This is a genomic window from Micromonospora sp. NPDC049101 (genome assembly GCF_040648675.1).
GTDB lineage: Bacteria > Actinomycetota > Actinomycetes > Mycobacteriales > Micromonosporaceae > Micromonospora.
On sequence record NZ_JBEZED010000001.1, the window covers coordinates 128,385 to 153,406 of the forward strand.

Consider the following 25,022-nt stretch of genomic DNA (forward strand, 5'->3'; position numbering starts at 1 on the left):
GGTGGGGCGCAGAGCGATCATCTTCCACGGGACCGGCGGAAACCCGGACGTCTGCTGGTATCGCTGGCTGGCCGGGCGGTTGGCGGCCCGGGGCTACACCGTCGAGGTGCCGCACCTCCCCGACCTCAACGTCGAGCCGATCGCCACGTTCCTGCCGAAGGTGCTGGGCGCGCACCGCTTCGACGAGGACACGGTCCTGGTCGGCCATTCCGGCGGCGCGGCGTTCCTCCTGGCGCTCCTGGAGCACGTCGAGGTGACAGTTGCCCAGGCGATCCTGGTCGCCGGCTACTGCACCCCGCCCAACACCAGTGCGGAGCCGGTCCTGCAGCAGAGCTACAACTGGGCCGCGATCCGGTCGCACGTGCGCGACATCTCCTTCATCAACTCGCGCCAGGATCCGTACGGCTGCGACGACCGCCAGGGACGTGCCATGTTCGAACGCCTCGGCGGCACCCAGATCGTCCGCGACGACGGGCACTTCGGCGACTACGACCAGCCGTACGACCAGTTCGACCTGCTCGACCGACTCATCGCCTGACGCGCCCCCCGCCGGCCCGTTGGCGTGCCGCCTCGTACAGGACGACGGATCCGGCGGTGGCGGCGTTCAGGGAGCTGGCCATGCCCACCATGGGGATCCGGATCAGGTGGTCGCAGGCGTCGCGCCACGCCGAGCTGAGCCCGGACGTCTCGTTTCCGATCACCAGCAGGGTCGGCTGGGTGAAGTCGTACTCGGTCGCCTCGACCGCCCCGCTCTCGTCGGTGCCCACCACCCGCACCTCGACGCCGTCGGCTCGGATGGCGGCGACCCAGTCGAGGACCGGCCGGTGTCCGGGCACGCGCACGACGGGCACCGAGAACAGCGAACCCGTGCTGGCGCGTACGGCTTTGGGGTCGTAGACGTCGGCGGCATGGCCGGTGATGACGACGCCGCTCGCGCCGAAGGCGTCCGCCGACCGGATCAGCGTCCCGATGTTGCCGGGGCTGGTCGGCCGGTCGAAGACGACCGGGAGCAGGTCGGGGCCGGTCGGGATGCGACCGAGGTCGTCGTCGGGCAACGCCACCACGGCAAGCAGCTCCGGGGCGCCCTCCACCTTGCCGCCCAGCTCGACCATCAACTCGCCGGCGACGGCGACCCTGGTCGCGCCGGCCACGTCGAGGGTCTCCTGCGCCCAGGTCGACAGGTGGGCGTCCGCGTTGTACAGAAGGTGGCGGACCTGCCACCCGAGGTGGATCGCCAGCTTGATGGGTCGGACGCCCTGAACGAGGAACTCGCCGCTGCGCTGGCGCTTGGTGCGATTGCCCAGCAGCGCCTCCCACTGTTGGAACCGTGCATTGCGAGTCGTCACCCGTAGGACTGCCACCAACCCCGCCTCCATCGCGTCTGCCCGTTCGCTGTTCGGCACGCCGTGCGGCCAGCCACGACGCACCAGAACCCGCCGAGCTTACGTGGCTGGGCACCGCACCCGGCGCGCGCTCCGCGACGAGTCGCCCCGGTGACGGTCCTCCCCGGCTCCCCCGGCGGAGGCACGGCGTTCCCCTTCGGCGGGGAGGAGGAGCCGGCCGGCGCCAGCGATGATCGGTCCATGATCCGCTGGACAGAACGGCCCGTGCGCACCACCGCCGGCTGGCGGAGGTGGGTTCCCGCGGGCACCGCCGCGTGGGTCACGGCGTACGCGGTCGTCCACGCCTGGTGGGCCGTCCGGGGCGCGCCACGGTTCGCCGAGCCGGGTGAGTCGTTCTTTCCCGGAGGGTGGCTTCCCGTGGTGCCCGCGGTGCTGTCGACGACGGCGATCCTGCTGATCAGGTCGGGTGCCGAACGAGACTGGAGCCGCCGGGTCCGATGGGCGCTGGCCGCCCTCGGCTGGGTGTCCGGCGTGGCCCTGGTCCTGTACTCGTTCATGTTCCCGCTGAGCCTCCTGATGATCCTCGGCGGCCTGTTCGGGATGGATCTGGACGCGCTGGACTGGGTGACCCTGCTGGCGAGGGGCAGTGGCGCCCTCGGCGGTGCCGTGACCATCGCCGTCGCCGTCGGGGAGCAGCGGCGGGCCCGCGGCGGCTGCCGGAGCTGCGGTCGCGTCCACGGTCGCCGGCCCGAGGGGCGGGACGCTCCTGCGCCATCGTGGGCGTTCTTCGCCGCATACCTGACTGTCGCCGCCTGTCTGGCACGCTTCGTCGCCGAGATCGTGCACGGCTTCGTGTCGAGCAAGGCACCGGAGATCCCCTGGGCCTTCATGATCACCTTCATTGTCCTGCTGCTCCTCGCGGGCACGCTGCTGCCGCTGGCGTTGGTGCACCGCTGGGGTCGGATCTGGCCCGGATGGGTGCTGCCGCTCGCCGGCCGTCAGGTCCCCCGCTGGCTGGTGGCCGGCCCCGGTTTCTTCCTCGGCGCCGGCCTCACCACCTACTTCGGCATCGGCGGCATGATCGCCTGGGCCACCGGCAACAACGTGGACGGGGCGAGGTGGTTCCTGGCCATCGTGCTGCCGGCCTACACCCTGTGGGGCCTGGGCCTGTTGGTGGCCACCAGTTCGTACGTCAGCCAGACCACACCCGAGTGCGCACCTCGCTCCCAGCCGGAGACGGGTCCGCTTCGCGGCTGACCGTCAGCGCGACAGGTGCGTGCAGTACGCCACCGTGGCGTCGTCCGGGGACTGCGCGTCGGGGCCCCCGTCGGCCTCGGCCTGCCGGACGCGGCGGACGACCTCGGACGGGCCGTGGGTGGCGAGCACGTCCCGCACGCCGGGCCAGTCGGTCAGACCGTACGGACTGACGATGCGGCTGGCGCCGTTGCTGAGCAGCGCGACGCCGTTCAGGTCGGCAAGGGACCGGCTGCCGGTCACCGCCTCCCGCGCCGCGCGCGGGTCATCCTTGGCGATCCAGTAACCGCCCGGTCGGTTCCGGCGGGCACGCAGCGCGGTGACGCAGGAGGCGCGCACGCGGTCGTACTCCGGCGTTCCCCGGGCAATGCCGCTCAGGGGGGCCGCGCAGTCGCGCCGAGCGAGCGCCTCGCGCTCGTCGGTGATCACCTGCGGGGCACCGTGGGCCTGGTCGAGGACGAGGAAGGAGTCCGCGAGGAGCAGATAGTCCAGGCGGCCCCGGTGGGCGCGGGCCAGCAGGACGGTGGCCTGCGGGCTGCTCGGGTCGGCGAGGTCGCAGGTGTCGCGGTGCTCGGCGGCGATCTCGTCGATGACGGTGGCGAGGATGTCGCCGAGGTCCCGCCCGTCGTCGGGCGACAGGTGGCCGAGCAGCGCACCGCCGAGGCGGTGGGTGTACCAGGCGACCCCGTGGTGGCAGAGCGACTCGGCTCCGGGGATGCCCGCGCCGTCGAGCAGGACGACAGCGCCGGGCACCGCACCGACGAAGTCCTCGTTCGGCCGGTCGGCCCTACCCGCGCTCGTCGCCAGACTGACGTGCACTCCCCACCTCCTGACGTGCGAGCGTCGATACTCCCTCGCCGCCGCCGATATCGGTTGACGTCTACACGTAGTCTGCTGTCGATGACGGGTCGTGAAGTTGTCGACACTGCGGGAGGTGCGTGCGGTGGGCAGATGGTTCAACCGAAGCCGTAAACGCGACGACGAGCCACCGCGTGAAGCGACGTCGTCCGGGCCGGTCATCGAGATCACCGTCACCCAGGGTGGCCGCTCGACCACCGAGACGGTCGGTGGTCCGGTCGCCTTCGGGCTGCAATACCACGCCTACCACGAGCAGTACGGCGCGACCGACACCCGCACGCTGGAGGCGGGGTCCCGTTACGCGCAGGAGTTGATGCGCGGCAACGACGTCGCCGAAGCCGTGGCCGTCTATCAGGAGATCGTCGGGTTGCGCAGCTCGGCGTTGGGGCCGGAGCATCCGGACACCCTGCGCAGCAAGCACAGCCTGGCCTTCGCGCTCTGGCAGCGCGGCTCCCACGCCGAGGCGGAGCGGGTGCAACGAGACGTCTACGCGGCCCGGCGCCGGGTGCTGGGCGACGAGGACGCCGAGACGCTGCGCAGCGGCAACAACCTCGGCTGGTTGCTGATCGAGCTGGGTCGCCTCGACGAGGCCGAGCCGCTGCTGCGGCGGGTCGCCGACGGCATGGCCCGGACGCTGGGCAGGGACGACGCGGACACCCTGACCTGCCAGCTGAAGCTTGCCGGGATCCAGCACCTGCAGGGCCGCAGCCAGCAGGCCGAGCGGGCCCTACGGGACGTGGTCAAGCGGATGACCAGGACGTTGGGGCCCATCAGCCCGGTGTCGCTCCAGGCCCGCAGCAACCTGCTCGTCGTCCTGCTCGACAACGGCCGGGCGGCCGAGGCGGTCGACGCCGCCCGGACGCTGGCGGACGACGCCGGGTGCGCCCTGAGCAACACCGACGGTGTACGCCTGCACGCCCAGCACTCCCTGGCCAGGGCGCTGGACGGAGTGGGCCGGCGGGCCGAGGCGATCCGGTTGCTGGCCGACACGCTGCCGGACAGCGAACGGGGCCGGGGCGCCGACCATCCCGCGACCCTGGAGATGCGGACGCTGTTCGCCCTGCTGCTGGTCGAGCAGGGTGACCCACGGGCGGGTCGGGAGGCGCGGGCCGCGCTTGCCGCATGTGAACGCGTACACGGCCCGACTCATCCCCACACGGAGAAGGCCCGGGCGCTGGTCCGGCTCACCCGCTGACGCCGACGGGCGGTGGCCCGGTGCGCGGCGTTCAGCCGCCGGTGTGGATGTGCGCCGCCCACAGCGTCGGCGCCAGCGGGTAGCGGTCCCGCAGCCCTCGCACGGCCGAGTGCAGCGCGTACGCCGCCGCCCCGGTCGGGTCGGCGTGCTGGTAGAAGGCGGTGGTCAGGGCGAGGGAGACCGCGTCGTCGATCTCCCACAGGGTGCCGATGACGTGCCGGAACCCGGCGAGTTGGAAGGCGCCGGTGATGTGCAGCGACTCGTCGACAAGGGTCGGCGGGGCCTGGGCGGTCGCGCAGGCCGACAGGAAGGCGAACTCCGCGTCCAGGTCGAGCTGGGACACGTCGGTCACGGTGAGCGGGTTGTCCTGGTGGTCGTGGACGAGGAGCCGGCCCTGCGCCGGGTCGTGCGGATCGGCCACCGCGTGGCACGCGAAGTGCGCGTACGCCGAGTCGGTCAGCCGGTCCAGGATCTGCTGCCGGGTGGCTGTCGCGTCCAGCCCGAGCCACGCTCGGGGCAGCGCCCGCGCCGCCGACGCGGCCTCGCGTTCGGCGCTGGGCAGCGCTCCCGGGCCGCCGGGGGTGGCGCGCATCGCCACGACGCAGGACCGGGCGTCGGGCCGGGCCCTGCGCGGCCCGGTGCGTTTGCGGGCGAGCGCGGTCACGGTCGGGGTGTAGGAGGAGACCACCCGGTCGAGGGCGGACCGGCCGGCGCCGGCCTGGGCGGCGTGCAGGGGGAAGAACGCCAGCGGGCCGACCGGGCACCACCAGACACGCGGCAGCTCGCCGGCCGCCCCGGGCGCGTCCACGTGCTCCAGGACCGGCCCGACGAGGGCATGCCACAACCATTCCAGTACGCCGGTGAGCACCGACTGGGCGCGCAGCCGGCTCCGCGCGTCCGCCGCCGGATCGTAGGCCGTGGTGGTGGCCTCCTGGAGCAGGCGCAGCTGCGTCATGGCCTCGGTCAGCGTCAGATCCGGCAGCGGCAGCACCGTCACGCGGTGCTGCCGCAGGATGAGCGCGTCGCCGCGCAACTCGCTCACGATCGGCACGATCACGGTGCCGTCGACCTGGTCGAGCAACTGCCGGGCGCTGGGCGGGCGCAGGAAGTCGCCCAGGCCGGGCAGCTCCCGGATCGTCGCCAGCAGCACGTTCCACTCGGTTTCCCGGTCCCGGCCGAAGGTGGTGGGCCGCGGCGTTTCGGGGGCGGGCGCTTCGAAGTCCCGGCGCATCCGCTGGAAGTCGCCCGCCAGACGCCCGTCGGCGCGTTGCAGCGCCGCCCACTCGCCGTCCGCCGTCAACCGCTGGTGCAGCAGCAGGCCCCGGCCACGCTCCAGCAGCTCCAGGGCCCGCTCCGGCTGCCCGGCGCCGATGGCGCAGGAGGCGGCCGTCGCCGCCAACCCGGCCGTCGAGCCGAGGTCGGCGTACTGGTCGCGTCGGGTGCGCCCCCGGGAGGCCAGCCGGGGCAGCAGCGTGATGGCCTCGTCGAAGGCCTCCGTCGCTTCCTTCCACCGGCCCAGCGCGGTCAGCGTGTAGGCCGCCTTGTCGAAGGCCTGGATCCGGACCGGCACGGCGCCGGAGTCGACGCGGCCGGCGGCGCGCGCCCGCTCGGCGGCCTCGGTGAGCAGTGCCTTCTCACCGGTACGCAGATAGGTCGCCCGCAACGCCTGGGCGATGGACAACCCGGTCTCGGCGCGGTGCGGATCACGCGCGGGCAGAGCGTCCAGCGCCCGCCGCAGCAGGACGAGTGACTCCTCCAGGTAGGCGGGCTCCCCGGTGGCGTCGTAGAGCAACCGGAGGCTGTAACCCAACTGGTCTGAGTACAACGCATGGTTGGGCTCCCCGCGCACGGAGAGGGCGAGCGCCCGGCGCAGCAGGCCGATCGCCGTCTCCAGGGCGGAGAGGTCGCCGGTCAGTTGGTGCGTCTTCATGCCGACGGTGGAGAGGCTGGCGAGCGCCGTCCGATGGTGCGGATGCCGCTCACCGACGGTGTTCAGCGCGGCGGCGAACTCCTCCCAGGCCTGGCCGAGCAGCTCGGCGCGGCCGGTGCGGTCGACCAGGGTGAGCAGCGTCTGCCCGGCCAGGAACCGTGCGTCGATGCTCTGCGGGCTGTGGTCGCGCAGCATCGCGACGGCCCGTTCGACATCTGCCGTGTGGGTGGTCCCGGCCGCCCGGGCCAGCAGGCACCGGGCTCGCAGCATGACGATCTGGTCCTGATTGGGCCCGGTGGTATCCACCGAGGACACCAGCTGCAACGCCTCGTCGACGTAGTCCTCCACGCCGGTGAGCTGGTGGGCGCGCAACAGCGCCTCCGCGTGGATGCCCCGCAACACGGGCAGCTGCTCCTCGCTGATCCACCGCTCGGCCGTCTTGGCGATGGCCGTGAGCCGGTAGAGCGTGTCGACCGAGCCGTCGAAGTCGTGCCGGACCCGATAGACCTGGCAGGTCTTCAGCCCCAGCACCGCGCTGTTGCCGAGGTCGGCCGAGGCGTCCTCCGCGAACCGTAGATACCGCTCGGCGATGTCCAGGAGCTGCGGCTCACTCTCGATCCGGGCTCTGGCCAGCAGCACGTCGGTGTATGTGGCAAGCGCGCGCACACCGTGCGGCGTACCCAACTCCTCGGCCAGAAAGGAGTCGGCCATCGTGCGGATCGCGGCCTCCAGCACGACGGTGGCCTCGATCAGGTCCTGCCGCGCCTGGCCCGCGTGGTACCGGTCGAGCAGCGCGGCCCCCAGCTCGACCTGGGCCTCGGCCCACCGCCGGTCGCCGCGCGGCTGCCTGGCCGCGGCACGACGCCACTGGTCGACGGCGTCTCTCGAAAAGCGACCCACCGGCGCACCTCCCCGTCGCGGTTGCCCCCAGCCTGCCAGCCGCGCGCCACATCGACAGGAGATAATCAGCCGATGAGTCAATCGGCGCCGGACAGGCGACTCGACGGCGACCGGGCGGCCCGGCTGGCCCGGATCTGCGCGGACATCGCGCAGGTGGGCGACCTGCTCGGGCCGGAACCAGCCCAGGCCCTGGCGCGGCTGCGGGACGGGCCGGTGTCCGACCAGGGCGTGGACGCGGTGCTCGCGGAGGTGACCGAGTTGATGCGCCTCGGCGGGCTGGTCGGTGGCGACACGGCCGTCCGGGGCCACCACTACCTGCCGCTGGCCGGCGTCCACGGCCGCCGCCCGGAGGTCGTCCAGGTGTGCCCCGGTGACCTGTGCGACCGGGTGGAGATCCCCCGGCCGTACGCTGTCCCGCCGCCGCGCTGCGCCGTGTGGGACTGCCCGCTGCCGACGTTTCGGATGGACCGGTGAACGCGGTCATCGCCTCGCTCGGCGGAAAGCTGGCGGAGCGGTGGCTCGCCGGCCTGGCGCTGCCCGGTGTGGTGTTCGTGGCGGTGGCCGCCGTGGCGGTGCGACTCGGCCACGCCCACTGGTGGGACCTGTGGCTGCTGGCGCGGGAGATCGACCGGCTCGCCCTCGGGTCACCGGCCCCGGGCACCGGCTCCGCGCTGCTGATCGTCCTCGGTGTCGTGCTGGCCAGCGTCGTCGCCGCGACGGCCGCTCAGAGCCTGGAACGCCTGGTCGTGGCCCTGTGGACCCAGGGCTGGGGCCGGGCCGGCGAGGCGGTGACCCGCCGGCGGCGGCGCCGGTGGCACGCCGCCGTGGCCCGCTACGAGGCCGCCCTGCGGGACAAGGCACGCCGGTTGCGGTCCGCCGACGGCGCCACCGGGCCGCTGCCGGACACCCAGGCGCTCGCGCGCGCCTGCGACCGGATCGCGTTGACCGAGCCGGACCGGCCGACCTGGATCGGTGACCGCATGCTCGCCACGGCGGTACGGGTGCGGGCCTGCTACGACCTGGACCTGGCCGCCGCCTGGCCCCGGCTGTGGTTGCTGCTGCCCGAGGAGACCCGGGACCCGCTCGCCCTCGCCCAGGCCGACTTCACCGCGGCCGCCCGACGGGTGGGCTGGGGGCTGCTGTACCTGGCGCTCGGCCTGCTGTGGTGGCCCGCGGCGGTCATCGGCCTCGGTCTGTGCGTGGCGGGTTGGCGACAGGGCCGCGGCACGGTGTCGGTGCTGGCCGACCTGGTGGAGGCGGTTGTCGATCTGCACGTCCGCGCCCTCGGCGCCGCGCTGGGGCATCCCACCGACGGCACCTTCGGCACGGCCGACGGACAGGCGGTGACGGTCCTGCTGCGCAAGGACCGGTGATCCCGGAGCCGGGAGTGCTCCCGATCAGGCTGGCGTCGTCGGGTCGCCGAGGGCGACTGTGCAGCGTTCCGACCCACCGTCCCGGTCGTACACCAGCATCAGCGTGCGCGCCTCGTCCGGAGGGCCGGGTTCGAAGACCACCGTCTCCATGAATAGCCCCCCGCGCCCTTCGCCGCTGCCGCCGCCGGCCCGGTACTGCGTTCCCGCGTCGTCCCACCCGCGCCACCGCCTCAGTCGGGCGTGCATGCCGTCCAGCGAACCCGGATCACGGGCGTCGGTGCCGGCGTACGCCAGCCGCACCACGACCATCGTCGACCAGCGTTCCAGGCTGATCAGCGTGGCGGGCACCGCGTCAAGCGTCAGCGTGCGTCCCGCCAGCGAGATCACCTCCCGCAACCGGGCAGGGTCGACAACCGGCTGCTGCCACCGCGCGCGGTCACGACCGTGCTGTAACACCAACTGTTGCCGGGCCTCGACCGACAGCGGCGCCCAGTGATCGGACGTCACGCGACCCTCGGTCGACATGCGCTTCTCGGTCGACATGTGCCTCACGACGCGAGTGAACCGGCCACGTCGCTCCAACTCCCGATCCAGGTCGGCGAGGATGCGTTCCATCTCCTCCTGAGCCAGGGCACCGGCCGCCACCAGTCCCACCGCCACGCCGCGGATCTCCGAACGGTCCACCGTCCGCCCGTGCGGCGGCTGACCAGCTCCGGCCGGCAGTCGATCGACAATGTACTTCTCCAGGTACGCCCGTCCCTCCATCCGCCCATCATTCACTGACGCCCCGGCCGACGCGGACGGGCTCGGCCGGCCGGACCGGCTCCGGGGCCGACCAGTCCTTCCGGTCGGGCAGCAGCAGCGGGGTGGCGAGCAGGAGTACGCCGGAGACGGCGATCGCGGCAAGCGGGCTGGTGCGGGTGGCGAGCACACCCCAGATCACCATCAGCACAGCCTGCAGGAGTCTGCTGCTGGCAGTCCAGGTGCTGAGCACCTGGGCGGTGTGCGACACCGGCGCCCGTCGCAGTCGTTCGGTCGCGGAGATCGGGTTGAAGACGCCCATACAGGTGATCAGCAGGCTCTCGACGACGACCACGGTGACCAGCCCGGGGATGCCGGGCTGGACGAACGCGAGACCGAGGGGGAACACCGAGCGCAGCCACCCGGAGACGAGCATGACGCGGCGCCGGCCGTGGCGGTGCACGAGACGCGCGGACAGGCGGGCACCCAGGAACCCGCCGAGCGCCGGGATGCCGAACGCGAGACCGTACTGCCAGGCCGGCGTGTGGTACTCGCCGAGCAGGAGAACGGCCAGCAGAGGGGCGGTGGCCATGATGAGGCCGCCGACCAGCACCGAGTTGAGAAACAGACCCCGCAGGACGCGGTCGCCGAGGATGAGTCGCCAGCCGTGCGGCAGGTCGGCCGGGCGCAGCCGGGTGACCCGGTCACGGGGCGCCGCGACGTCGCCGCCCCGGATGCGCAGGACCGCGAGCGCGGACAGCAGGTAGCTGAGAGCGTCGGCCAGGACCGTGACGACCGGGCCGAGCAACCCGACAAGCGCACCGCCCAGCGGCGGGCCCGCCGCGATCGCCGTCCAGGTCGTGCCCTCGAACCTCCCGTTCGCCACCAGGAGATGCTCACCACGGACCAGATATCTCAGGTACGCGCCGGAGGCGGCGGTGAACGCGATGCTCGCCGTCCCGCAGACCACCGAGACAACCAACAGTTGGCCGTACGACAGCACGCCGAGGAGGTACGCGACCGGGACACTGACCATCGCCGCGAACCGGACCAGGTCCATCGCGACCATCACCGGGCGCTTGGCCCGGTGCTCGACCCACGGCCCGAGCGAGACGGCGACGATCGACGCGACGGCGAGCCCCGCCGCCTCCAGCAGCGACACCGCGACTGCCGACGCGTCCAGAACTCGCACCGCGAGCAGCGGAAACGCGCCGAAGGCGAGCCACGTGCCGTACGCGCTGACCGCGTAGGCCGACCACAGCCAGCCGAAGTCGGGCCCCAATCGTGTGCGCATGCGACTCCCCGTGACACCAGACGTTCCGGTCCGGGCATCCCACCGCACCGACCGCCGTGGGAGCAAACAACCGACTCCCGAGCGAGCCACAACCATCGGTTGTGCGTGCGCATAATGGGTGCGTGGATACCGAGGCGGTGCGATCGTTCGTCCGGGCGGCGGAGCTGGGCCAACTGCAACAGGCTGCCGACGAGCTCGGCGTGACCCAACAGGCCGTGTCGAAGCGGATCGCCGCCCTCGAACGTGAGCTCGACGTCCGGCTGTTCACCCGTACCGCCCGAGGGGTCGAGCTGACACTCGACGGCCAGGCGTTCCTCCCGCACGCCCGGGACGTCGTCGCCGGGGTCGACCGTGCCGTCGCCGCGATCAGGCCGGGCTCGCGGGCCCTGCGGATCGACGTGCTCGGCCTGCGATCCGCGCAGGCAGTCGTCCTACACGACTACTGGCGGTCGCATCCGGAGATCAACCTCGACGTGGTGACCCTGCGGGTCAACGACCCGCGCGAGGCGGCCGCCGCCGTCCAGGCCGGCGACATCGACGCCTCGTTCCGCTCGGTCACCGACCCCGCCACGCTGCCGCGCGACGTGCGGATGGTCCCCGCGTTCGACTCCCCGCTGGAACTCCTCGTCGGCCCGAGGCACCCGCTCGCCTCCGCCCGATCACTGACACCGCAGCGGCTGCGCGGGCATCGGATCTGGGTGCCGGGCATCGCGCCGCGCAGCGAATGGGCGGACTTCTACGACCAGCTCGCGACCCACTTCGACCTGCGCATCGACGCGGCGGGCCCGCACTTCGGCGACGAGGTGCTCCTCGACATCCTCGCGGACTCCGCCGACGTGGCAACCCTGGTGGGCTCGCGCGACAGGTACCTCTGGCCGGCGAACCACGACCTACGCCGCATCCCGATCGTGAATCCGACGCTCGCGTACCCGCTGTCGCTTCTCCTCCCCCGGGCGAACCCGCACCCCGGCCTGCGGGCGGTCATCGACCACGTCGCAAGCCTGGCTGCGCTCCCCGCGACGACCTGGCGCCCCTCCTGGGCACCGACCACCTGACGGCGCGGGTGCCCGGCACCCCGGCTCCTCGGTGTGATCGACTTGCCAGGTGACCGAGCCCCGCACCATGCCATCGACGGACGTTGCGCTACGCCTGTCGCGGGAGTGGAACGTCTGGCTGTGTACGTTGCGGCGCGACGGCTCCCCGCACCTGACGCCGGTCTGGTTCGTCTACGCCGCCGAGACCTGGTGGATCGGCTGCGGCTGGGACGTCAGCACGGGAAGCGACCGGGTGCTTCTGGAGATCCCCGTCCGGCGGTGGTTGCTCGCCGGCACCGCGCAGTAGCTATCTCGGTTGCGCGGTCAACTCTCGGTCGGTGACGATCGGGCCGTGTCCGTCCCCACCCGGCAGATCCGCGCACGCCACTCGGCCGACACCATCACCGTGTACCAGGCGTACCCTCCGCAGATCGCGCTGCCAGCGGTGGCGGCCGGACGTCTCGTGGTCCCCTTCAAGCGGGACCGGATGACGTGGATCAAGCCGTCATTCCTGTGGATGATGTACCGCTGCGGCTGGGCCACCAAGCCAGGGCAGGAACGCGTGTTGTCGATCGACATCACGCGGGAAGGGTTCGAGTGGGCGCTGGCACGAGCCTGCCTCAGCCACTACGACCGAGACCTGCACGGTGACAGGGCGACCTGGAGCCGGCAACTGAAGGCCAGCCCGGTACGGGTGCAGTGGGATCCGGAACGGTCACTGCACCTGAAGGCGCTGCCGTACCGGTCGCTACAGGTTGGGTTGTCCGACGAGGCTGTCGACCGGTACGTCGACGAATGGACGGTTGCCGTCACGGACATCACCCCCACCGTTCACCGCGTCAGAGACCTGCTGCGCGGTGGCGACGAAGCGGCTGCCGCAGCCCACCTTCCGAACGAACAGGTCTACCCGCTGCCGGTGCAGATTGCCGCAGGTCTGCACATCGACCCGCACGCCACCGCCATAGACGTGCCCGAGCGACAGTAAGGACCGCGCTGGCCCTCCGGCCGGATCAGCCGGGCGGGCGGGCGGTCACGGGGCGGCCGTTCGACGGCCCCCGTGCGAGGCGACCAGGGCGTCGGCCACGATCGCGGCGTCCGCCTCGGCGATGTCGGCGGGATACTCCGGCAGGAGGTCGTCCCAGACGACAAGCCAGGATCCGAAGAGCTGCGCCTGGCCCTCGGGCCGCGCGAAGAACCAGACGTGCAGGTGGGCGGCGCCGTCTCCGACGCGGTAGACGTGCGCCCGCGAGATGTGCGGCAGGGCCTGCACGTGGCGGACGATCCGCGTGCTCAGCAGGCCCAGCTCCGCGGCGAGATCGTCGGGGAGGTCGGCCATGTCGTAGTGGTCGCGCGGGTACAGCATCAGGGCCAGCGGCACGCCCACGCCCGTGATACGGGCCAGCCGCCAGTGATCGTTGAACCAGATTCCCTCGTCACGCTCCTGGCAGTTGCGGCACTCCGCCGGATCCTCGCCGTGTCGGGCGGGGTCGGGCACCACCGGGGGGCGCAGCGGCGCGGCGCGTAGCCCGTCCTGGTCGAATGGGCTGATGTCCCATCCGGTCATGCCCGCCGCCAGCGGAAGCCGCCGTTCGCCGTCCGCGACGGAGATCGCGTGGTCATAGAACTGGTCTGGACTCAGGGCCATGGCGGGAAGAGTAGTGCAACCAAGATCGAATCGCTATCCGTCACCATCACGACCGTTTCGCGGTTTGGGTCACTCCTTCCTGCCGCAGTTCCAGGACGTCGGCCGGTAGGAACCGGATCTCCAGGTCGAGTCCTGGGTGGAGGTAGCGACCGTCCGGCTCCGCGCGCAGCACCACCGGTTGCTGCCCAGCCGCGGAGAAGGTCAGGTGACCGTCGGAGACCGCGACGTCGATCGGATAGTCGTCGCGCAGGACGTAGCGGCCCGACACGTCACCCGGCGGTGCGGTGGTGACACCTGTGGCGTACCGACGGTCCGCGGCGGCGCGGATGCTGACCAGCGTCTCCCAGCCGTCCTCGGAGTTGGTCATCGCCGCGACCGCGATGCCGCTGTCCGGCCACACGTACGAGAAGCAGGTGTAGCCGACGTTCAACCCGGTGTGTCCGAATCGCCGGTGTCCGGCGCGGTCCTCGACCTCGGTGCCGAGCCCGTAGGCGCCGCCCGGGATCTGCGGCTTGCACATCTCGGTGGCCAGGTCGCGGTCGAGCAGCCGCGAGTCTCCCGAGACCGCTCGGGCGATCTCGAGGTCGAGCCGGAGCAGGTCGGTCGGTGTGCTCCACAGTCCCGCCGCCGCCAGCTCCGGTTGCGTACGCCACCCGCCGGGGACCCCGGTGCCGCCGCCGTGGTGGCCCCGCGCCACCAGATCCGGCCGCTGGTGCGGAAACCGCTGGTCGAAGCTGCTGTCGGCCATCGCCACCGGGTCCAGCACCAGCGTGCGCATCAGGTCCTCGAACGGCGTGCCTGTCACATCCACCAGCAACTGCTGGAGCACGCAGTAGTGGCTGCCCGAGTAACGGAAACGGCTCCCCGGCAACAGGGTCGACCGGACCGGTGCGGTGGTCGTCGGGCCGCTGCCGTCCAGGACCTGCAACAGCGAGGGGGCGCGATCCGCGGCATAGCCCCGGTACCAGGTGTCGGACAGGCCCGCCGTGTGCGCCAGCAGCTGCCGGACGGTGACCGCGGGTTGCCGGCCCTCGCGGTCGAGCAGTCGCCAGGAGGTGAGGTACGCGCGGATGTCGGTGTCCAGAGCCAGCACACCGTCCTGGACCAGTCGCAGTGCGCCGAACGCGGCGACGTGCTTACTTATCGAACAGGCCGCGAACGCGGTGCCGGCGGTCACCGGGGTCGATGTCGCGCCACCGGTGACGCCGTACCCCGCAGCCCACGCCTGCCCGTCCAGGTGCCCGACGGCGATGCTGACCCCCGGCACCTGGTAGCTGCTCATCAGATCGGTCAACGCCGCCGTGTCCGGCGACAGCAGCCCGGAGGACACCTGCCGGTCGAGGTGGCCCAGCAACGGGGCCCAGCCGTACGAGAAGTCCACGTCGTCCACCGCGCCGATTCTTGACCAGTTACACGGATGGTTCAAGAGACTCGAACAAGCGGCACGCCCGTCGAGGCGACCGGTGGCGGGCGGGCAATCGACACGTCCGCCACCGTCCATAGCCCAGACCATCCGAGATGCTACGTCTAGAGGTCTTGTCGGACTCTCGCAATGTTCAGGTCCAGCAACGGGCCGAAGAACCTGGTGAAGTCTGCCAGGGAGTCCGATCGGAAGATCTCCCTGGCGCCGTCCAGGATCGCCACCGCGCCGGAAGGAAGGTCGAACAGGTATCCGACTGTCGCCTCTTCCCTGATGAGGATGAAGACCTGTGGCACTTGCGCCACGACAACGGTTGGGATCTCGGGCATCGACGGTTCGGTCATCGCCGCAGTTCCTCTCGTTCTCGCCGACGGGTAATCACGAACACCCCTCGCTGAGGCACGTCCCGTCACCGCTCATGCCGCGCACCGGCGCACCGGAACATCGCTGACGGCACGTCAACCATCACGGATCGTGGACGTGTCGGGAACGTCGATCAAGGGGGAGGGTTGCGGGGAGATTTATCGGTCGGCGGGAGAATCGCAAGACGCGAACAAGACGATGCGGGGCACGTCGCGACGTCAGGACGAGGAGCTGACCAGTCGCTCGATGTGCTCGAAGATGTCCGCGTCTGTCTCTCGCTGCCACACCGGCATGTCGGGCCAGTCGGCGACATAAGAAGCCTTGGGGTTTGGAAAGTGCCTGAAAATCTGCGCGATCCAGCACAGGGCGACGAAACGGCTCTTCTGCTCGCGGGTCAGGTTCGCGGTTGCTCCCCGAGCCAACTCGATGAAGTGGCGGACCTGCTCGAAGCAGGCCGCAGCGCTCTCCCGTTCCCACTCGGGCATATCCTCCCAGGGCGCGGTGTAGCCCGGCTTCGGCTCGCCGGGGTAGTGCCTGTGGACTCCAGCAACCCACGCCTCGCGGAAGACTCGTCCCGCTTCCTCAACCTGCACCTGGTCCCCCTGGTCGATCAGTTAGATGCCCTTGTCAAGACACTGATCTGTCTGTCGAGGTTCTGAACATGACTGTCACGAAGAAACGGCCGCAGGTGGTGCTGAAGCCGACTCAGCTTGGCCGCGACCACACCCGAGCGGCTTTGCCGGGCAACATCAAGAACGGCGCCACCGTATAGCACAACCTGATGCACGTCGCCCCGCTGGATCCCGACCAGCGCGAGATCCGCTAGAACGGTTCCACGCCGCCGTACGGAGAGCTCTTGCGACAGCGCGGCGGACAGAATCGGTTCAGCCAGGTCCGGGTGCCCCAGTTCGGCGTAGCAGGCTCCGCTCTCCTCGGCGAGCCGCGACCCGTCGAAGCGCAACCATCCACCGTTGTGGACCCGCCCAGGTAGGGCCTCGACTTCCTCGGCCTGGCCGAGCGCCCGTCGACAGTCACCAAGGTTTCCCAGGCCCGCGAACGCCTGCGCCCGCACGGCATGCGCCCACTGACGGGTCGACAACCCGCTGTCACCGTTGACCGCCAAGCCAGCCGCAGCCTCAAGCATCGGCATGGCCTGCCGGAAGTCGCGCTCGTAGACGCTGATGAAAGCGTGACGAATCATCGCGCACGCCCAGAGGTCGTAGGCACCCGCCTCCCTAGCAGCCGCCCCGGCCAAGGTGTAGCAGTGGGCCGCCTCGTCGTACGCGCTTGCGTCGAAGGCGATCTCACCGGCCAACTGAAGCAAATCGGCAGCGATCTCGCAGAGCCGTCGGCGTACGGCAGTCGTCTGAGGGCGACGTAGGTTGGCCGTGAGCGTGCTGAGCTGACTGTTCACCAGCGGTGCCACTGCCGTCTTGGAGCCGGCTGCGCCGAAGACCGTCCACAGGTGGGCGTTCAGCCCTTCAAACTCGCGCAGAGTGGCTGAAGAAAGACGCTTGGATCCGTCCCTGGAAGATTCGATGCGCGCCCAATCGAGCTGGCCGCCAGGAACGGGCGCGGCGAGGAGCGTTCCCGTCAGGCTAAGCAGGCGTAGCAACTCACGGCGGTTCATATCGCCAGTGTCCGTGATCTCCGCGCCTGCCGGCGACCCGGCATCGCGGTTTTCATCGGCCACGGCGGCCACACCTGGGGGCATCCCGCCCCCGAAGTTGTCAGCGTGACGTTCTCTACGGTTGATGTAGAAGCCCAGGTCAGCATCGTGAGCTGCGTTCAATACCGCCCGGAAGGCCTCCCGGGTCGCGGTTTGCGGCCATCGATACTGCCCACGTTCAAGCTTTCCCACGTGGTTGCCGTCCAGGCAGGTTCGTATGCCGTAGGTAACCCACAGGTAGTTGTTGACCGCCTCGGCAACCTCCTGCCGAGACATCCGCCGCCCCGAACCACTCGGTGACAGGAGTCGGCGTCGGGCGTCGCTGAGCAACGTGTTGGGGTCAACCGGATCAACCGACCGCGGCATGATGATCCCCTCACCGCCCACCGAGCCTCGCCGACGTGCACGCCAACAGTAAGAGAAGCTACCTGCGCGCCCTACCCGCACCCGACGGATACGCGGTGGTCCGGAATGCCGGAATGCCACGTCAGAATGCCAGTACGAGGGGCTGACCACAAGACGCGTCGATGGTGCGGCGCGGGCTCGACCAATGAGTGACCGACGCCGGCCGGCGTACGTCATGACCTAACCGGTGGGCCGGGTGCCGGAAAGGACCGTGGGGCGGTGCGCTCGGCACCGCCCCACGCTCAGCTACCCGTTACTCCCAGGCACTCTGCTGGGTGTAGACGAGGTTGCCGGGGATGACCGTTCCGTTGGTGCTGCTGTACTCGGTGTACGCCCAGAAGTCGCCAGCGGGCAGCGGCTTGTTCGGCTTGAGGTTGAACTGCTGCGACGAGCCGCGCTCCACCGTGTGGGGAAGCGTCAGCGTGGCACCCGTGTACTTCGCGTTGCGGCCGATGATGGCGTGACCGAACTGGAAGTCGACGACCGGGCCGCCGGGGTACTGTGCGAACACGTACGCGGTGTAGCGCCCCGGCTCGGGCAGGAACTTGTACGCCTGCTCCGTGCTGGTCCAGTACCTGTCACTGCTGTAGACCAGGGTGTCGCCCCGGTACAGGTAGAGGTCCAGGTTGGTGTTCGGGTCGTCGGTGTTGGTCTCGACCATGATGCCCGCGGTGTTCGCCGGCACGGTGAAGTCGAACTTCTTCACGCCAGCGGCCTTCGGGTCGAACACGCCGCCGTAGACACCCGCCGGGATCGAGTACGACGCACGCTGCATCGGCGTGTAACCGGTGCTGCGACCGGCGAGCGGTCCGCTGAAGCCGGGCTGGACCAGGCCGGACGCACCGCTGGTCATCCGGCCGAACTCCTCCCCGTCGTCACCGTACGGTCGGGGCATGATGCCCCACGGACGGGCGGTGACCGGGATCCGGGCACTGTGGGCCTTGCCGCGCCAGCCGATCGACCCGGTCACGTACCGGTCCCAGGGCGCGCTGCCGCGACGCAGCGTGATGGTCACGGTCGCGGACTTGCCGGGCGCCACCGTCACCGATGCCGGCGACACGGTGACCTTCATGCCCTTCAGGCCGGACACCGACGAGCGGTAGGTCTCCCGCTCCTTGCCCACGTTGGTCAGGGTGCGGGTGAGTGTCACCGGGCGGGTCCCGTCGTACTCGCGCAGCGAGATGCCCGGCAGGTTGAGCTCCTTGCCGTCCGGCACGGCCGTCTCGCTGAAGGCGACCAGGTCGGCCGCGGTCGGCTCGATGACCAGCCCGGGATCGGTGGCCCCGGCCAGGTTGATGAAACCGCTGCCCTGGTCCAGGGGGCTGCTGGTGCCGACCGTGTCGGTGGCGGTGGTGCGCAGCGCCGAGGCGACCCGGCCCGGGGACCAGGTCGGATGCGTGGCACGCAGAACGGCGGCCGCGCCGGCTACGTACGGTGAGGCCATCGAGGTGCCGGAGTACGCGTCGTACGCCCGCCCGAAGTTGCCCGCCGGTGAGACCGCGGCGATGATGTCCGAACCCGGCGCGACCAGGTCTGGCTTGACGACGCCGACGGCCACGCTGTCCGGGCCGGTGGAGGAGAAGTCCGCGACGCTGGGCATGCCCGGGACGCTGGAGCCGTCACCGCCGGTGCGCAGGGACACCGTCGCGTCGGTGGGGTGGCGCATCAGGTAGTTGAACAGCGTGCCGGCCTGCTTCTCGGTCGGCAGGTAGACGACCGGGAAGTTGAAGATGGAGTTGATCCGGTAGTTGCCGACCGGGTCGAACACCACCATCGCCGCTCCGCCCTTGGCCTTGATCTCGGCGGCGGAACCGAACATGTCGGACAGCGCGCAGGCGACGACCTTGCCCTTGATCTTGGCGGGGTCGAGGCTGCCCGGTTCGCAGTAGACCGCACCCAGATCCGGCGTACCGGCCTGCTCGCCGAAGACCATCGACCGCGAGGCGCCGCCGGGCAGTGCGTCCAGTGAGCCGCCCACGAGCTTCGTGCCGTCGCCCAGCTTGACGGTGGCCTCGTCGAGGTTCGTCACCGCCGCGCCGACCGTGGTCACCCAGGGTGCCGCGTTGCTGATCGCCCCGCTCACGATGCCGGTGTTGCCGGCCGACGCCGCCACGAAGACTCCCGCCAACGTGGCGTTGAGGAAGGCGGTGCCGATGGGGGTGTTGGCCTCCCAGTCACCCAGCTCGCTGCCGATCGAGAAGTTCAGCACCTGCACGCCGTCGGCGACGGCGGCGTCGATGCCGGCGATGATGTCGGCGTCGTAGCCCATGCCGCCCCAGAGCACCTTGTAGACGGCGATCTGGGCGTCCGGCGCCACCCCGGAGACGGGGCCGAAGCGCCGACCGTCGATCGTGACGTTCGGAATCGGCAGACCGGCGGCCGTGGAGGCGGTGTGCGTGCCGTGCCCGGACATGTCACGGGGGGACAGCACCTCACCGCCGGGCACCGAGCCGCCGTCCGCGAGCCACGTGTCGGCGAAGTACCGGGCTCCGACGATCTTGCCGTTGCAGTGCTCGGCCACGAAGGCCACACCGGTCTGGCAGGTGCCGTGCCAGGTCGAGGGGGCCGGCATCTTCTTGGCGAACGACTCGCTCTCCGGCCAGATGCCGGTGTCCAGGACACCGATCACCATGCCCGCGCCGGTACCGGGGCCAGGCTTGACCGGTTTGCCGGCGGGACCTCCCGCCGGGGCGCGCTCCGGCGCGGCCGGAGCGGTGGCGGCCGGGGCACCGGCGCTCGGGGCGGTCGGCGACGGCGCGGTGGGCGGCGGCGTCGGGGTGCCGAGGGCCCGCGCGGCGGTCACCGCGCGGACCCGCTTGTCCGCCCGCAGGGTGGTCGCCTGCCGCGCGGTGAGCTTCGCCGAGAACCCGTTGAAGGCGGCGGTGTACGCCGCCTTGACCGTGACGCCAGCGGCGTCCGCGACGGCCTTGCGCTGCGCGTCGAGGTGTCCGCGGTACGCCCGCGAGGGCGACGACGTCGCGTCCAGCCGGCTGCCGGCCTCCGGACGGGTCCGCGCCAGCCCGGCCACACCGCCGGTGTACGCGGTCAGCGGGTCCTCGGCCAGCTCGACGACGTACATGCCCGAACCGGTCTCGTCCACCGCGGCCCGTTGGCTGGCCGCGTTCCGGCCGCCGGGTCGGCGATCAGCCCCGTCGGTCAGGGTGACCTTCTTGTCGTGCCCAGCGGTGAAGTAGCTGGTGCCGCTGCCCGCTGGGGCCGCCGACGCCGGTCCCGCAACACCTGTGGTACCGGTGATCAGCGCGACGACCAGCGACGGTATCGCCAGTCTCCGCAGCCTGTTTCCGCTCGTGCCTGTAGCCACGAGGCTCCTTTCAATGGCTCCCTTGTGGAGCTGTTCCTCGATCGCGACCCGCTCATGGGAGCGCTCCCCCACCTAAGCCGCCGACGGTTAATCGACGGTTTGCACGGTGTTACGGATCGCCGGTGCGTATAAGATCACGATCTGTCGGCCGCGCCTAGATCAAGTTTTCCCGATGCCCCCGGAGCAGGGCGAACACCTGGGCAAAGCCTCGGGAAGGGAGCGACCGTGCCGGTGCACTCGCGCTACCTGAACATCGCGTCCATGCTTCGGGAGCGGATCGAGGCCGGAGAGTGGGCGCCGGGTGCGCGGCTTCCAACCCTCAACGATCTCGCCGCCGAGTACGACGCCAACCGCGACACCGTCGGCCGAGCCATCGCCCTGCTGGAGACAGAGGGCTACGTGTGGGCCGTCCAGGGGCGCGGCATCGCCGTTCGGTACGGCACCATGCGCCCACGTCGACCACGCGGTGACCTGGTCAAGCGCAACGAGCAGGCAACCGGATACTCGTTCCCTTCGGCAAGCAGCCAGGAGGTGTGGGTTCGCCACGGCGAGGCCGTCAGCGCGCCGGCCCCGCTGGACGATCCCCGCATCGGCCGAGTACCTGCGCCGGTTCGACCCCGACGTCATGCCCGGCGTGTTCGACCGCACCGACCTCACAACTACCGAGCCTGCTCCCGTTCCGGCGGGAGGCCGCTGACGGCCCGATCACTGCCGTTCCGAGGGCGCGTCACGGGCCGCCAGGGCGGCCGACGGTTACGCCCGGACCGTGGACAAACCCGCCGCGACGCTGCTGCATCTCGGGCCCGGGCTCGCGTACGGCCTGACGAACTTGCACAACTGTCAGAGACGATCGCCTGAGCGAACACCAGCGCACAGCGCCGAGGACTGCTCCTGACCGCCTTTGCTCTGCACCCCTATAGGCGCCAGTCACGGACCGTAGCCGTCGCATCCGCGGGTGCAGAGCAAAGGCGGCCAGCAGGATGCCCACTCCTCTTGGCCGGCCACGCCGCTCAGTGGGTAATCAGCCTCGGCTGGGCCCCGTCGCCAGCGCGACAGCGACCTCGTCCGCACGCCTCAGTGCCTTCTTGGCAGCGCGCTGATCACGTCAGCCCCGCCATGGCTCGATAGCGGTCACCGCCGTTCGAGCGGCTCAGACGACGTGGTCCAGGTAACCGGTGATCGCCGCGTCCAGCACCTCCGCGCCGGGCCGCGCCCACACCTCGGCGGAGAAGACCTCCACCTCGATCGGGCCGTCATACCCGGCCGCGTCCACCGCCTCGCGCAACCGACGCAACTCGATGCACCCGTCACCGGGCAGCGCCCGGCCCAGCAGCACCCCCTCCGGCAGCGGCGTCACCCAGTCGCAGACCTGGAACGCGGCGATCCGTGGCCCGGCCCGCTGGATCTGCGCGTACACCGTGTCGTCCCACCAGACGTGGTACGCGTCCACGACCACACCGACCACCGTCGGGTCGAACCGTTCGGCGATGTCCAGCGCCTGGCCCAGGCTGGCGATCACGCAGCGGTCGGCGGCGAACATCGGGTGCAGCGGCTCGATGGCCAGCCGTACCCCGGCGGCCTCGGCGTGCGGTGCCAGCTCGCCGATGGCGTTGTCGACCCGACGGCGGGCGCCGTCGATGTCCCGGCTGCCCGGCGCCAGCCCACCGGAGACCAGCACCAACTCGGGGGCACCGAGGGTGGCCGCCTCCTCGATGGCACGCAGATTCTCCGCCAACCAGTCGTCGGCGCAGAAGAACCCGCCCCGGCACAGCGAGGTGACGGTGAGACCGGCGTCGCGGACCAGCTTCGCCGACCGGGCCAGCCCGTGCTCCGCGACCGGCTCGCGCCACAGCCCGATGCCCGGCACCCCGGCGGCGACGCAGCCGGACACCACGTCGGGCAGGGGCCAGTGCTGGGCGGTGGCCTGATTGAACGAGAAGCGCGCGAGGCTCACTGAGCCACACCCGCCACCGCGAAGAACGCCCGCGCGCGGGCGGCGGCCAGGTCGGCGTCCGGTAACAACCCCGCCCGGTCGGCCAGGATGAGCAGGGTCGCCAGGTGCGCCGGGGACCGGCCGGACTGCGCCCCGCCGACCATCGTGAAGTGGTCCTGATGCCCGGCCAGCCAGGCCAGGAACACGATCCCCGTCTTGTAGTGCCAGGTCGGTGCCGCGAACAGGTGCCGGGCCAGCGGGACAGTCGGCGCGAAGATCTCGGCGTACGCCGCCAGGTCGCCCCGGTCCAGGGCGGCCAACGCGGCGGCGGCGGCCGGTGCGATGGCCGCGAACACCCCGAGCAGGGCGTCGGAGTGCCCCACCTCGTCGCCCCGGATCAGCTCCGGGTAGTGGAAGTCGTCACCGGTGTAGAGGCGCACCCCGGCGGGCAGCCGGCGGCGCAGCGCGACCTCCCGGCCGGCGTCGAGCAGCGACACCTTGATGCCGTCCACCTTCGACTCTTGCGCCTTGATCAGCTCGGTGACCGTGTCGGCGGCGGCGTCCAGGTCGACCGCACCCCAGTAGCCGGTCAACGCCGGGTCGAACATCGGGCCCAGCCAGTGCAACACCACCGGCCCGTCGGTGGCGCTCAGCAGCGCGTCGTACACCCGCAGGTAGTCCTCGGGGCCGCGGGCGGCGGCGGCCAGGTGCCGGCTGCACATCAACACCGGCCGGGCGCCGGCCGCGCGGACGTCGGCGAGCTGCTCGGTGTACGCGGCGGTGACCGCCGCCAGGGTGGCCCGGCCCGGTGGCAGCTGATCCGTGCCGACGCCGGCGACGATCCGACCACCCACCGCACGGGCCTCGGCGGCGCTGCGGCGGATCAACTCCCGGGTGGCCGGATAGTCCAGCCCCATCCCCCGCTGGGCGGTGTCCATCGCCTCGGCGACGCCCAGCCCGTACGACCAGAGGTGCCGCCGGAACGCGAGTGTGGTGTGCCAGTCCACCGAGGCCGGGGCGCCCGGCACGTTCTCCGCGGCCGGGTTGGCGACCACGTGTGCGGCGGCGTACGCGATCCGGGTCCGCGCCGGAGCGGCCGGGCGGGCGAAGCCACTGCCACCGGCCAGCCGGTGCCGCCGCCCGCCCGGCAGCACGACCTCGGCCCTCATCCGAACAGCTCCGGCACCTCGACTCGACGGCCCTCGCGGGCCGAGCGCAGCCCCAACTCGGCGAGCTGCACGCCCCGTGCGCCGGCCAGGAAGTCCCACCGGAACGGCTCGCCGGCCACGACGTGCCGCAGGTACGCCTCCCACTGCACCTTGAAGCCGTTGTCGAACTCCTCGTTGTCGGGCACCTCGGCCCACTGTGCCCGGAAGTCCTCGGTGGCCGGCAGGTCCGGGTTCCACACCGGCTTCGGGGTGACCGCCCGGTGCTGCACCCGGCAGTTGCGCAACCCGGCCACCGCGCTGCCCTCGGTGCCGTCGACCTGGAACTCCACCAGCTCGTCGCGGTACACCCGCACGCCCCAGGACGAGTTGATCTGCGCGATGATGCCGCCGTCGAGTTCGAAGACGGCGTACGCGGCGTCGTCGGCGGTGGCCGGATAGACCTGACCGGCCTCGTCGACCCGCTCGGGCACGTGGGTGGCGGTCACGCAGGAGACGGCGGCGACCCGGCCGAACAGCTCCTCCAACACGTAGTGCCAGTGCGGGAACATGTCGACGACGATGCCGCCGCCGTCCTCGGCCCGGTAGTTCCACGACGGACGTTGGGCGGGCTGCCAGTCACCCTCGAAGACCCAGTAGCCGAACTCGCCGCGCACCGAGAGGATCCGGCCGAAGAAGCCGCCGTCGACGAGGCGCTTGAGCTTGCGCAGGCCGGGCAGGAAGAGTTTGTCCTGCACGACACCGGTGCGCAGGCCGGCCGCGTCGGCGGCCCGGGCCAGGTCGAGCGCGGCGGCGGTGTCCTCGGCGAGGGGCTTCTCGGTGTAGATGTGCTTGCCGGCCTCGATGGCCCGCCGGATCGCCTTCTCCCGCTGCTGGGTGACCTGGGCGTCGAAGTAGATCTCGACGTCGTCGCGGGCCAGCGCCGAGGTCAGGTCGGTCGTCCAGTCGGTCAGCCCGTGCCGATCGGCGAGCTCCCGGAGCTTCGTCTCGTTGCGCCCGACCAGGACCGGTTCCGGCCAGATGGTCGTGCCGTCGGCCGTCGTCACACCGCCGGCCTCGCGGATGGCCAGCAGCGAGCGGACGAGGTGCTGCCGGTAGCCCATCCGTCCGGTCACGCCGTTGACGATGATGCCGATCGACCTGCGGGTCATGGGTGTTCCTTCCGTCGTGCTGGTCG

Annotated in this window: 22 protein-coding genes and 2 pseudogenes; 10 read left to right on the forward strand and 14 right to left on the reverse strand. The window is 71.3% G+C overall.

What is annotated here, in order from left to right:
* Position 1 precedes the first annotated feature (1 nt).
* Positions 2–538, forward strand: a complete 537-nt coding sequence (locus AB0B57_RS00610) for an alpha/beta hydrolase (RefSeq protein WP_357063452.1) — start codon at positions 2–4, stop codon at positions 536–538.
* Here AB0B57_RS00610 and AB0B57_RS00615 read toward each other — a convergent pair.
* Positions 528–1,364, reverse strand: coding sequence for an RNA methyltransferase (locus AB0B57_RS00615; protein WP_357064486.1), 837 nt, complete (start codon positions 1,362–1,364; stop codon positions 528–530). The genes AB0B57_RS00610 and AB0B57_RS00615 overlap by 11 nt on opposite strands.
* Before the next feature lie 219 nt (positions 1,365–1,583).
* Here AB0B57_RS00615 and AB0B57_RS00620 point away from each other — a divergent pair, with 219 nt between their 5' ends.
* Positions 1,584–2,600, forward strand: a complete 1,017-nt coding sequence (locus tag AB0B57_RS00620; RefSeq protein ID WP_357063454.1) for a hypothetical protein — start codon at positions 1,584–1,586, stop codon at positions 2,598–2,600.
* A gap of 3 nt (positions 2,601–2,603) precedes the next feature.
* Here the strand turns inward: AB0B57_RS00620 and AB0B57_RS00625 are convergent, their stop codons facing one another.
* A complete protein-coding gene (locus AB0B57_RS00625) occupies positions 2,604–3,416 on the reverse strand; it encodes a hypothetical protein (protein ID WP_357063456.1) in 813 nt (270 codons plus the stop codon).
* 124 nt (positions 3,417–3,540) lie between these two features.
* Here AB0B57_RS00625 and AB0B57_RS00630 point away from each other — a divergent pair, with 124 nt between their 5' ends.
* Entirely contained in the window at positions 3,541–4,650 is a 1,110-nt protein-coding gene (locus AB0B57_RS00630; RefSeq protein WP_357063459.1) for a tetratricopeptide repeat protein, read from the forward strand.
* A 31-nt stretch (positions 4,651–4,681) separates the two neighbouring features.
* On the opposite strand, the gene AB0B57_RS00635 is transcribed toward AB0B57_RS00630, so the two are convergent.
* A complete protein-coding gene (locus AB0B57_RS00635; RefSeq protein WP_357063462.1) occupies positions 4,682–7,480 on the reverse strand; it encodes a CHAT domain-containing protein in 2,799 nt (932 codons plus the stop codon).
* 72 nt (positions 7,481–7,552) lie between these two features.
* On the opposite strand from AB0B57_RS00635, the gene AB0B57_RS00640 reads away from it, so the two are divergent.
* Entirely contained in the window at positions 7,553–7,954 is a 402-nt protein-coding gene (locus AB0B57_RS00640; RefSeq protein WP_357063465.1) for a hypothetical protein, read from the forward strand.
* On the forward strand, positions 7,951–8,853 hold the full coding sequence (locus AB0B57_RS00645) for a hypothetical protein (RefSeq protein ID WP_357063467.1): 903 nt from the start codon (positions 7,951–7,953) through the stop codon (positions 8,851–8,853). The genes AB0B57_RS00640 and AB0B57_RS00645 overlap by 4 nt, the downstream gene beginning before the upstream one ends.
* A 24-nt stretch (positions 8,854–8,877) precedes the next feature.
* Here the strand turns inward: AB0B57_RS00645 and AB0B57_RS00650 are convergent, their stop codons facing one another.
* Entirely contained in the window at positions 8,878–9,618 is a 741-nt protein-coding gene (locus AB0B57_RS00650) for a hypothetical protein (RefSeq protein ID WP_357063469.1), read from the reverse strand.
* Between the two features lie 7 nt (positions 9,619–9,625).
* Positions 9,626–10,888 carry an MFS transporter gene (locus AB0B57_RS00655; protein ID WP_357063472.1) on the reverse strand — a complete coding sequence of 421 codons (1,263 nt, stop codon included), beginning with the start codon at positions 10,886–10,888 and terminating at the stop codon, positions 9,626–9,628.
* Between the two features lie 122 nt (positions 10,889–11,010).
* Between AB0B57_RS00655 and AB0B57_RS00660 the strand changes: the two genes are divergently transcribed.
* The 3 genes from AB0B57_RS00660 to AB0B57_RS00670 are packed head-to-tail and all read left to right on the forward strand — an operon-like array spanning position 11,011 to position 12,907.
* Positions 11,011–11,943, forward strand: a complete 933-nt coding sequence (locus AB0B57_RS00660; RefSeq protein ID WP_357063475.1) for a LysR family transcriptional regulator — start codon at positions 11,011–11,013, stop codon at positions 11,941–11,943.
* A 49-nt stretch (positions 11,944–11,992) separates the two neighbouring features.
* Positions 11,993–12,229, forward strand: coding sequence for a pyridoxamine 5'-phosphate oxidase family protein (locus AB0B57_RS00665; protein WP_357063478.1), 237 nt, complete (start codon positions 11,993–11,995; stop codon positions 12,227–12,229).
* A 45-nt stretch (positions 12,230–12,274) separates the two neighbouring features.
* Positions 12,275–12,907 carry a DUF4291 domain-containing protein gene (locus tag AB0B57_RS00670; protein WP_357063480.1) on the forward strand — a complete coding sequence of 211 codons (633 nt, stop codon included), beginning with the start codon at positions 12,275–12,277 and terminating at the stop codon, positions 12,905–12,907.
* 45 nt (positions 12,908–12,952) lie between these two features.
* Here AB0B57_RS00670 and AB0B57_RS00675 read toward each other — a convergent pair whose 3' ends face one another.
* From AB0B57_RS00675 to AB0B57_RS00700, 6 genes are all read right to left on the reverse strand, one after another.
* On the reverse strand, positions 12,953–13,567 hold the full coding sequence (locus AB0B57_RS00675) for a hypothetical protein (RefSeq protein WP_357063483.1): 615 nt from the start codon (positions 13,565–13,567) through the stop codon (positions 12,953–12,955).
* Positions 13,568–13,613: 46 nt separating this feature from the next.
* The gene (locus tag AB0B57_RS00680; RefSeq protein ID WP_357063486.1) at positions 13,614–14,957 is read right to left on the reverse strand and encodes a serine hydrolase domain-containing protein; all 1,344 of its coding nucleotides are present in this window, start codon (positions 14,955–14,957) and stop codon (positions 13,614–13,616) included.
* Between the two features lie 137 nt (positions 14,958–15,094).
* The gene (locus tag AB0B57_RS00685; protein ID WP_357063489.1) at positions 15,095–15,331 is read right to left on the reverse strand and encodes a hypothetical protein; all 237 of its coding nucleotides are present in this window, start codon (positions 15,329–15,331) and stop codon (positions 15,095–15,097) included.
* 237 nt (positions 15,332–15,568) lie between these two features.
* On the reverse strand, positions 15,569–15,943 hold the full coding sequence (locus AB0B57_RS00690; protein WP_357063492.1) for a hypothetical protein: 375 nt from the start codon (positions 15,941–15,943) through the stop codon (positions 15,569–15,571).
* A 17-nt stretch (positions 15,944–15,960) separates the two neighbouring features.
* Positions 15,961–17,295, reverse strand: coding sequence for a transcriptional regulator (locus AB0B57_RS00695; RefSeq protein WP_357063495.1), 1,335 nt, complete (start codon positions 17,293–17,295; stop codon positions 15,961–15,963).
* A 382-nt stretch (positions 17,296–17,677) separates the two neighbouring features.
* Positions 17,678–20,746, reverse strand: a complete 3,069-nt coding sequence (locus AB0B57_RS00700; protein WP_357063497.1) for a S8 family serine peptidase — start codon at positions 20,744–20,746, stop codon at positions 17,678–17,680.
* Between the two features lie 231 nt (positions 20,747–20,977).
* Between AB0B57_RS00700 and AB0B57_RS00705 the strand changes: the two are divergent.
* Positions 20,978–21,283, forward strand: a pseudogene (locus AB0B57_RS00705) (GntR family transcriptional regulator); the annotation flags it as partial.
* A 184-nt stretch (positions 21,284–21,467) separates the two neighbouring features.
* Positions 21,468–21,641, forward strand: a pseudogene (locus AB0B57_RS00710) (thiamine pyrophosphate-binding protein); the annotation flags it as partial.
* A 255-nt stretch (positions 21,642–21,896) separates the two neighbouring features.
* On the opposite strand, the gene AB0B57_RS00715 reads toward AB0B57_RS00710, so the two are convergent.
* The 3 genes from AB0B57_RS00715 to AB0B57_RS00725 are packed head-to-tail and all read right to left on the reverse strand — an operon-like array spanning position 21,897 to position 24,996.
* Positions 21,897–22,700 carry a sugar phosphate isomerase/epimerase gene (locus AB0B57_RS00715; protein WP_357063499.1) on the reverse strand — a complete coding sequence of 268 codons (804 nt, stop codon included), beginning with the start codon at positions 22,698–22,700 and terminating at the stop codon, positions 21,897–21,899.
* A complete protein-coding gene (locus tag AB0B57_RS00720) occupies positions 22,697–23,848 on the reverse strand; it encodes a dihydrodipicolinate synthase family protein (protein WP_357063501.1) in 1,152 nt (383 codons plus the stop codon). Before AB0B57_RS00720 ends, AB0B57_RS00715 begins: the two co-directional genes overlap by 4 nt.
* On the reverse strand, positions 23,845–24,996 hold the full coding sequence (locus AB0B57_RS00725) for a Gfo/Idh/MocA family oxidoreductase (protein WP_357063504.1): 1,152 nt from the start codon (positions 24,994–24,996) through the stop codon (positions 23,845–23,847). Before AB0B57_RS00725 ends, AB0B57_RS00720 begins: the two co-directional genes overlap by 4 nt.
* Positions 24,997–25,022 lie beyond the last annotated feature (26 nt).

Excerpts from the sequence above, each read along its gene's own strand:
- AB0B57_RS00720 (WP_357063501.1), bottom strand. The coding sequence starts at position 23,848 with ATGAGGGCCGAGGTCGTGCTGCCGGGCGGGCGGCGGCACCGGCTGGCC.
- AB0B57_RS00655 (WP_357063472.1), bottom strand. The coding sequence starts at position 10,888 with ATGCGCACACGATTGGGGCCCGACTTCGGCTGGCTGTGGTCGGCCTAC.
- AB0B57_RS00620 (WP_357063454.1), top strand. The coding sequence starts at position 1,584 with ATGATCCGCTGGACAGAACGGCCCGTGCGCACCACCGCCGGCTGGCGG.
- AB0B57_RS00725 (WP_357063504.1), bottom strand. The coding sequence starts at position 24,996 with ATGACCCGCAGGTCGATCGGCATCATCGTCAACGGCGTGACCGGACGG.
- AB0B57_RS00675 (WP_357063483.1), bottom strand. The coding sequence starts at position 13,567 with ATGGCCCTGAGTCCAGACCAGTTCTATGACCACGCGATCTCCGTCGCG.
- AB0B57_RS00650 (WP_357063469.1), bottom strand. The coding sequence starts at position 9,618 with ATGGAGGGACGGGCGTACCTGGAGAAGTACATTGTCGATCGACTGCCG.
- AB0B57_RS00685 (WP_357063489.1), bottom strand. The coding sequence starts at position 15,331 with ATGACCGAACCGTCGATGCCCGAGATCCCAACCGTTGTCGTGGCGCAA.
- AB0B57_RS00640 (WP_357063465.1), top strand. The coding sequence starts at position 7,553 with ATGAGTCAATCGGCGCCGGACAGGCGACTCGACGGCGACCGGGCGGCC.
- AB0B57_RS00695 (WP_357063495.1), bottom strand. The coding sequence starts at position 17,295 with ATGTCTCGGCAGGAGGTTGCCGAGGCGGTCAACAACTACCTGTGGGTT.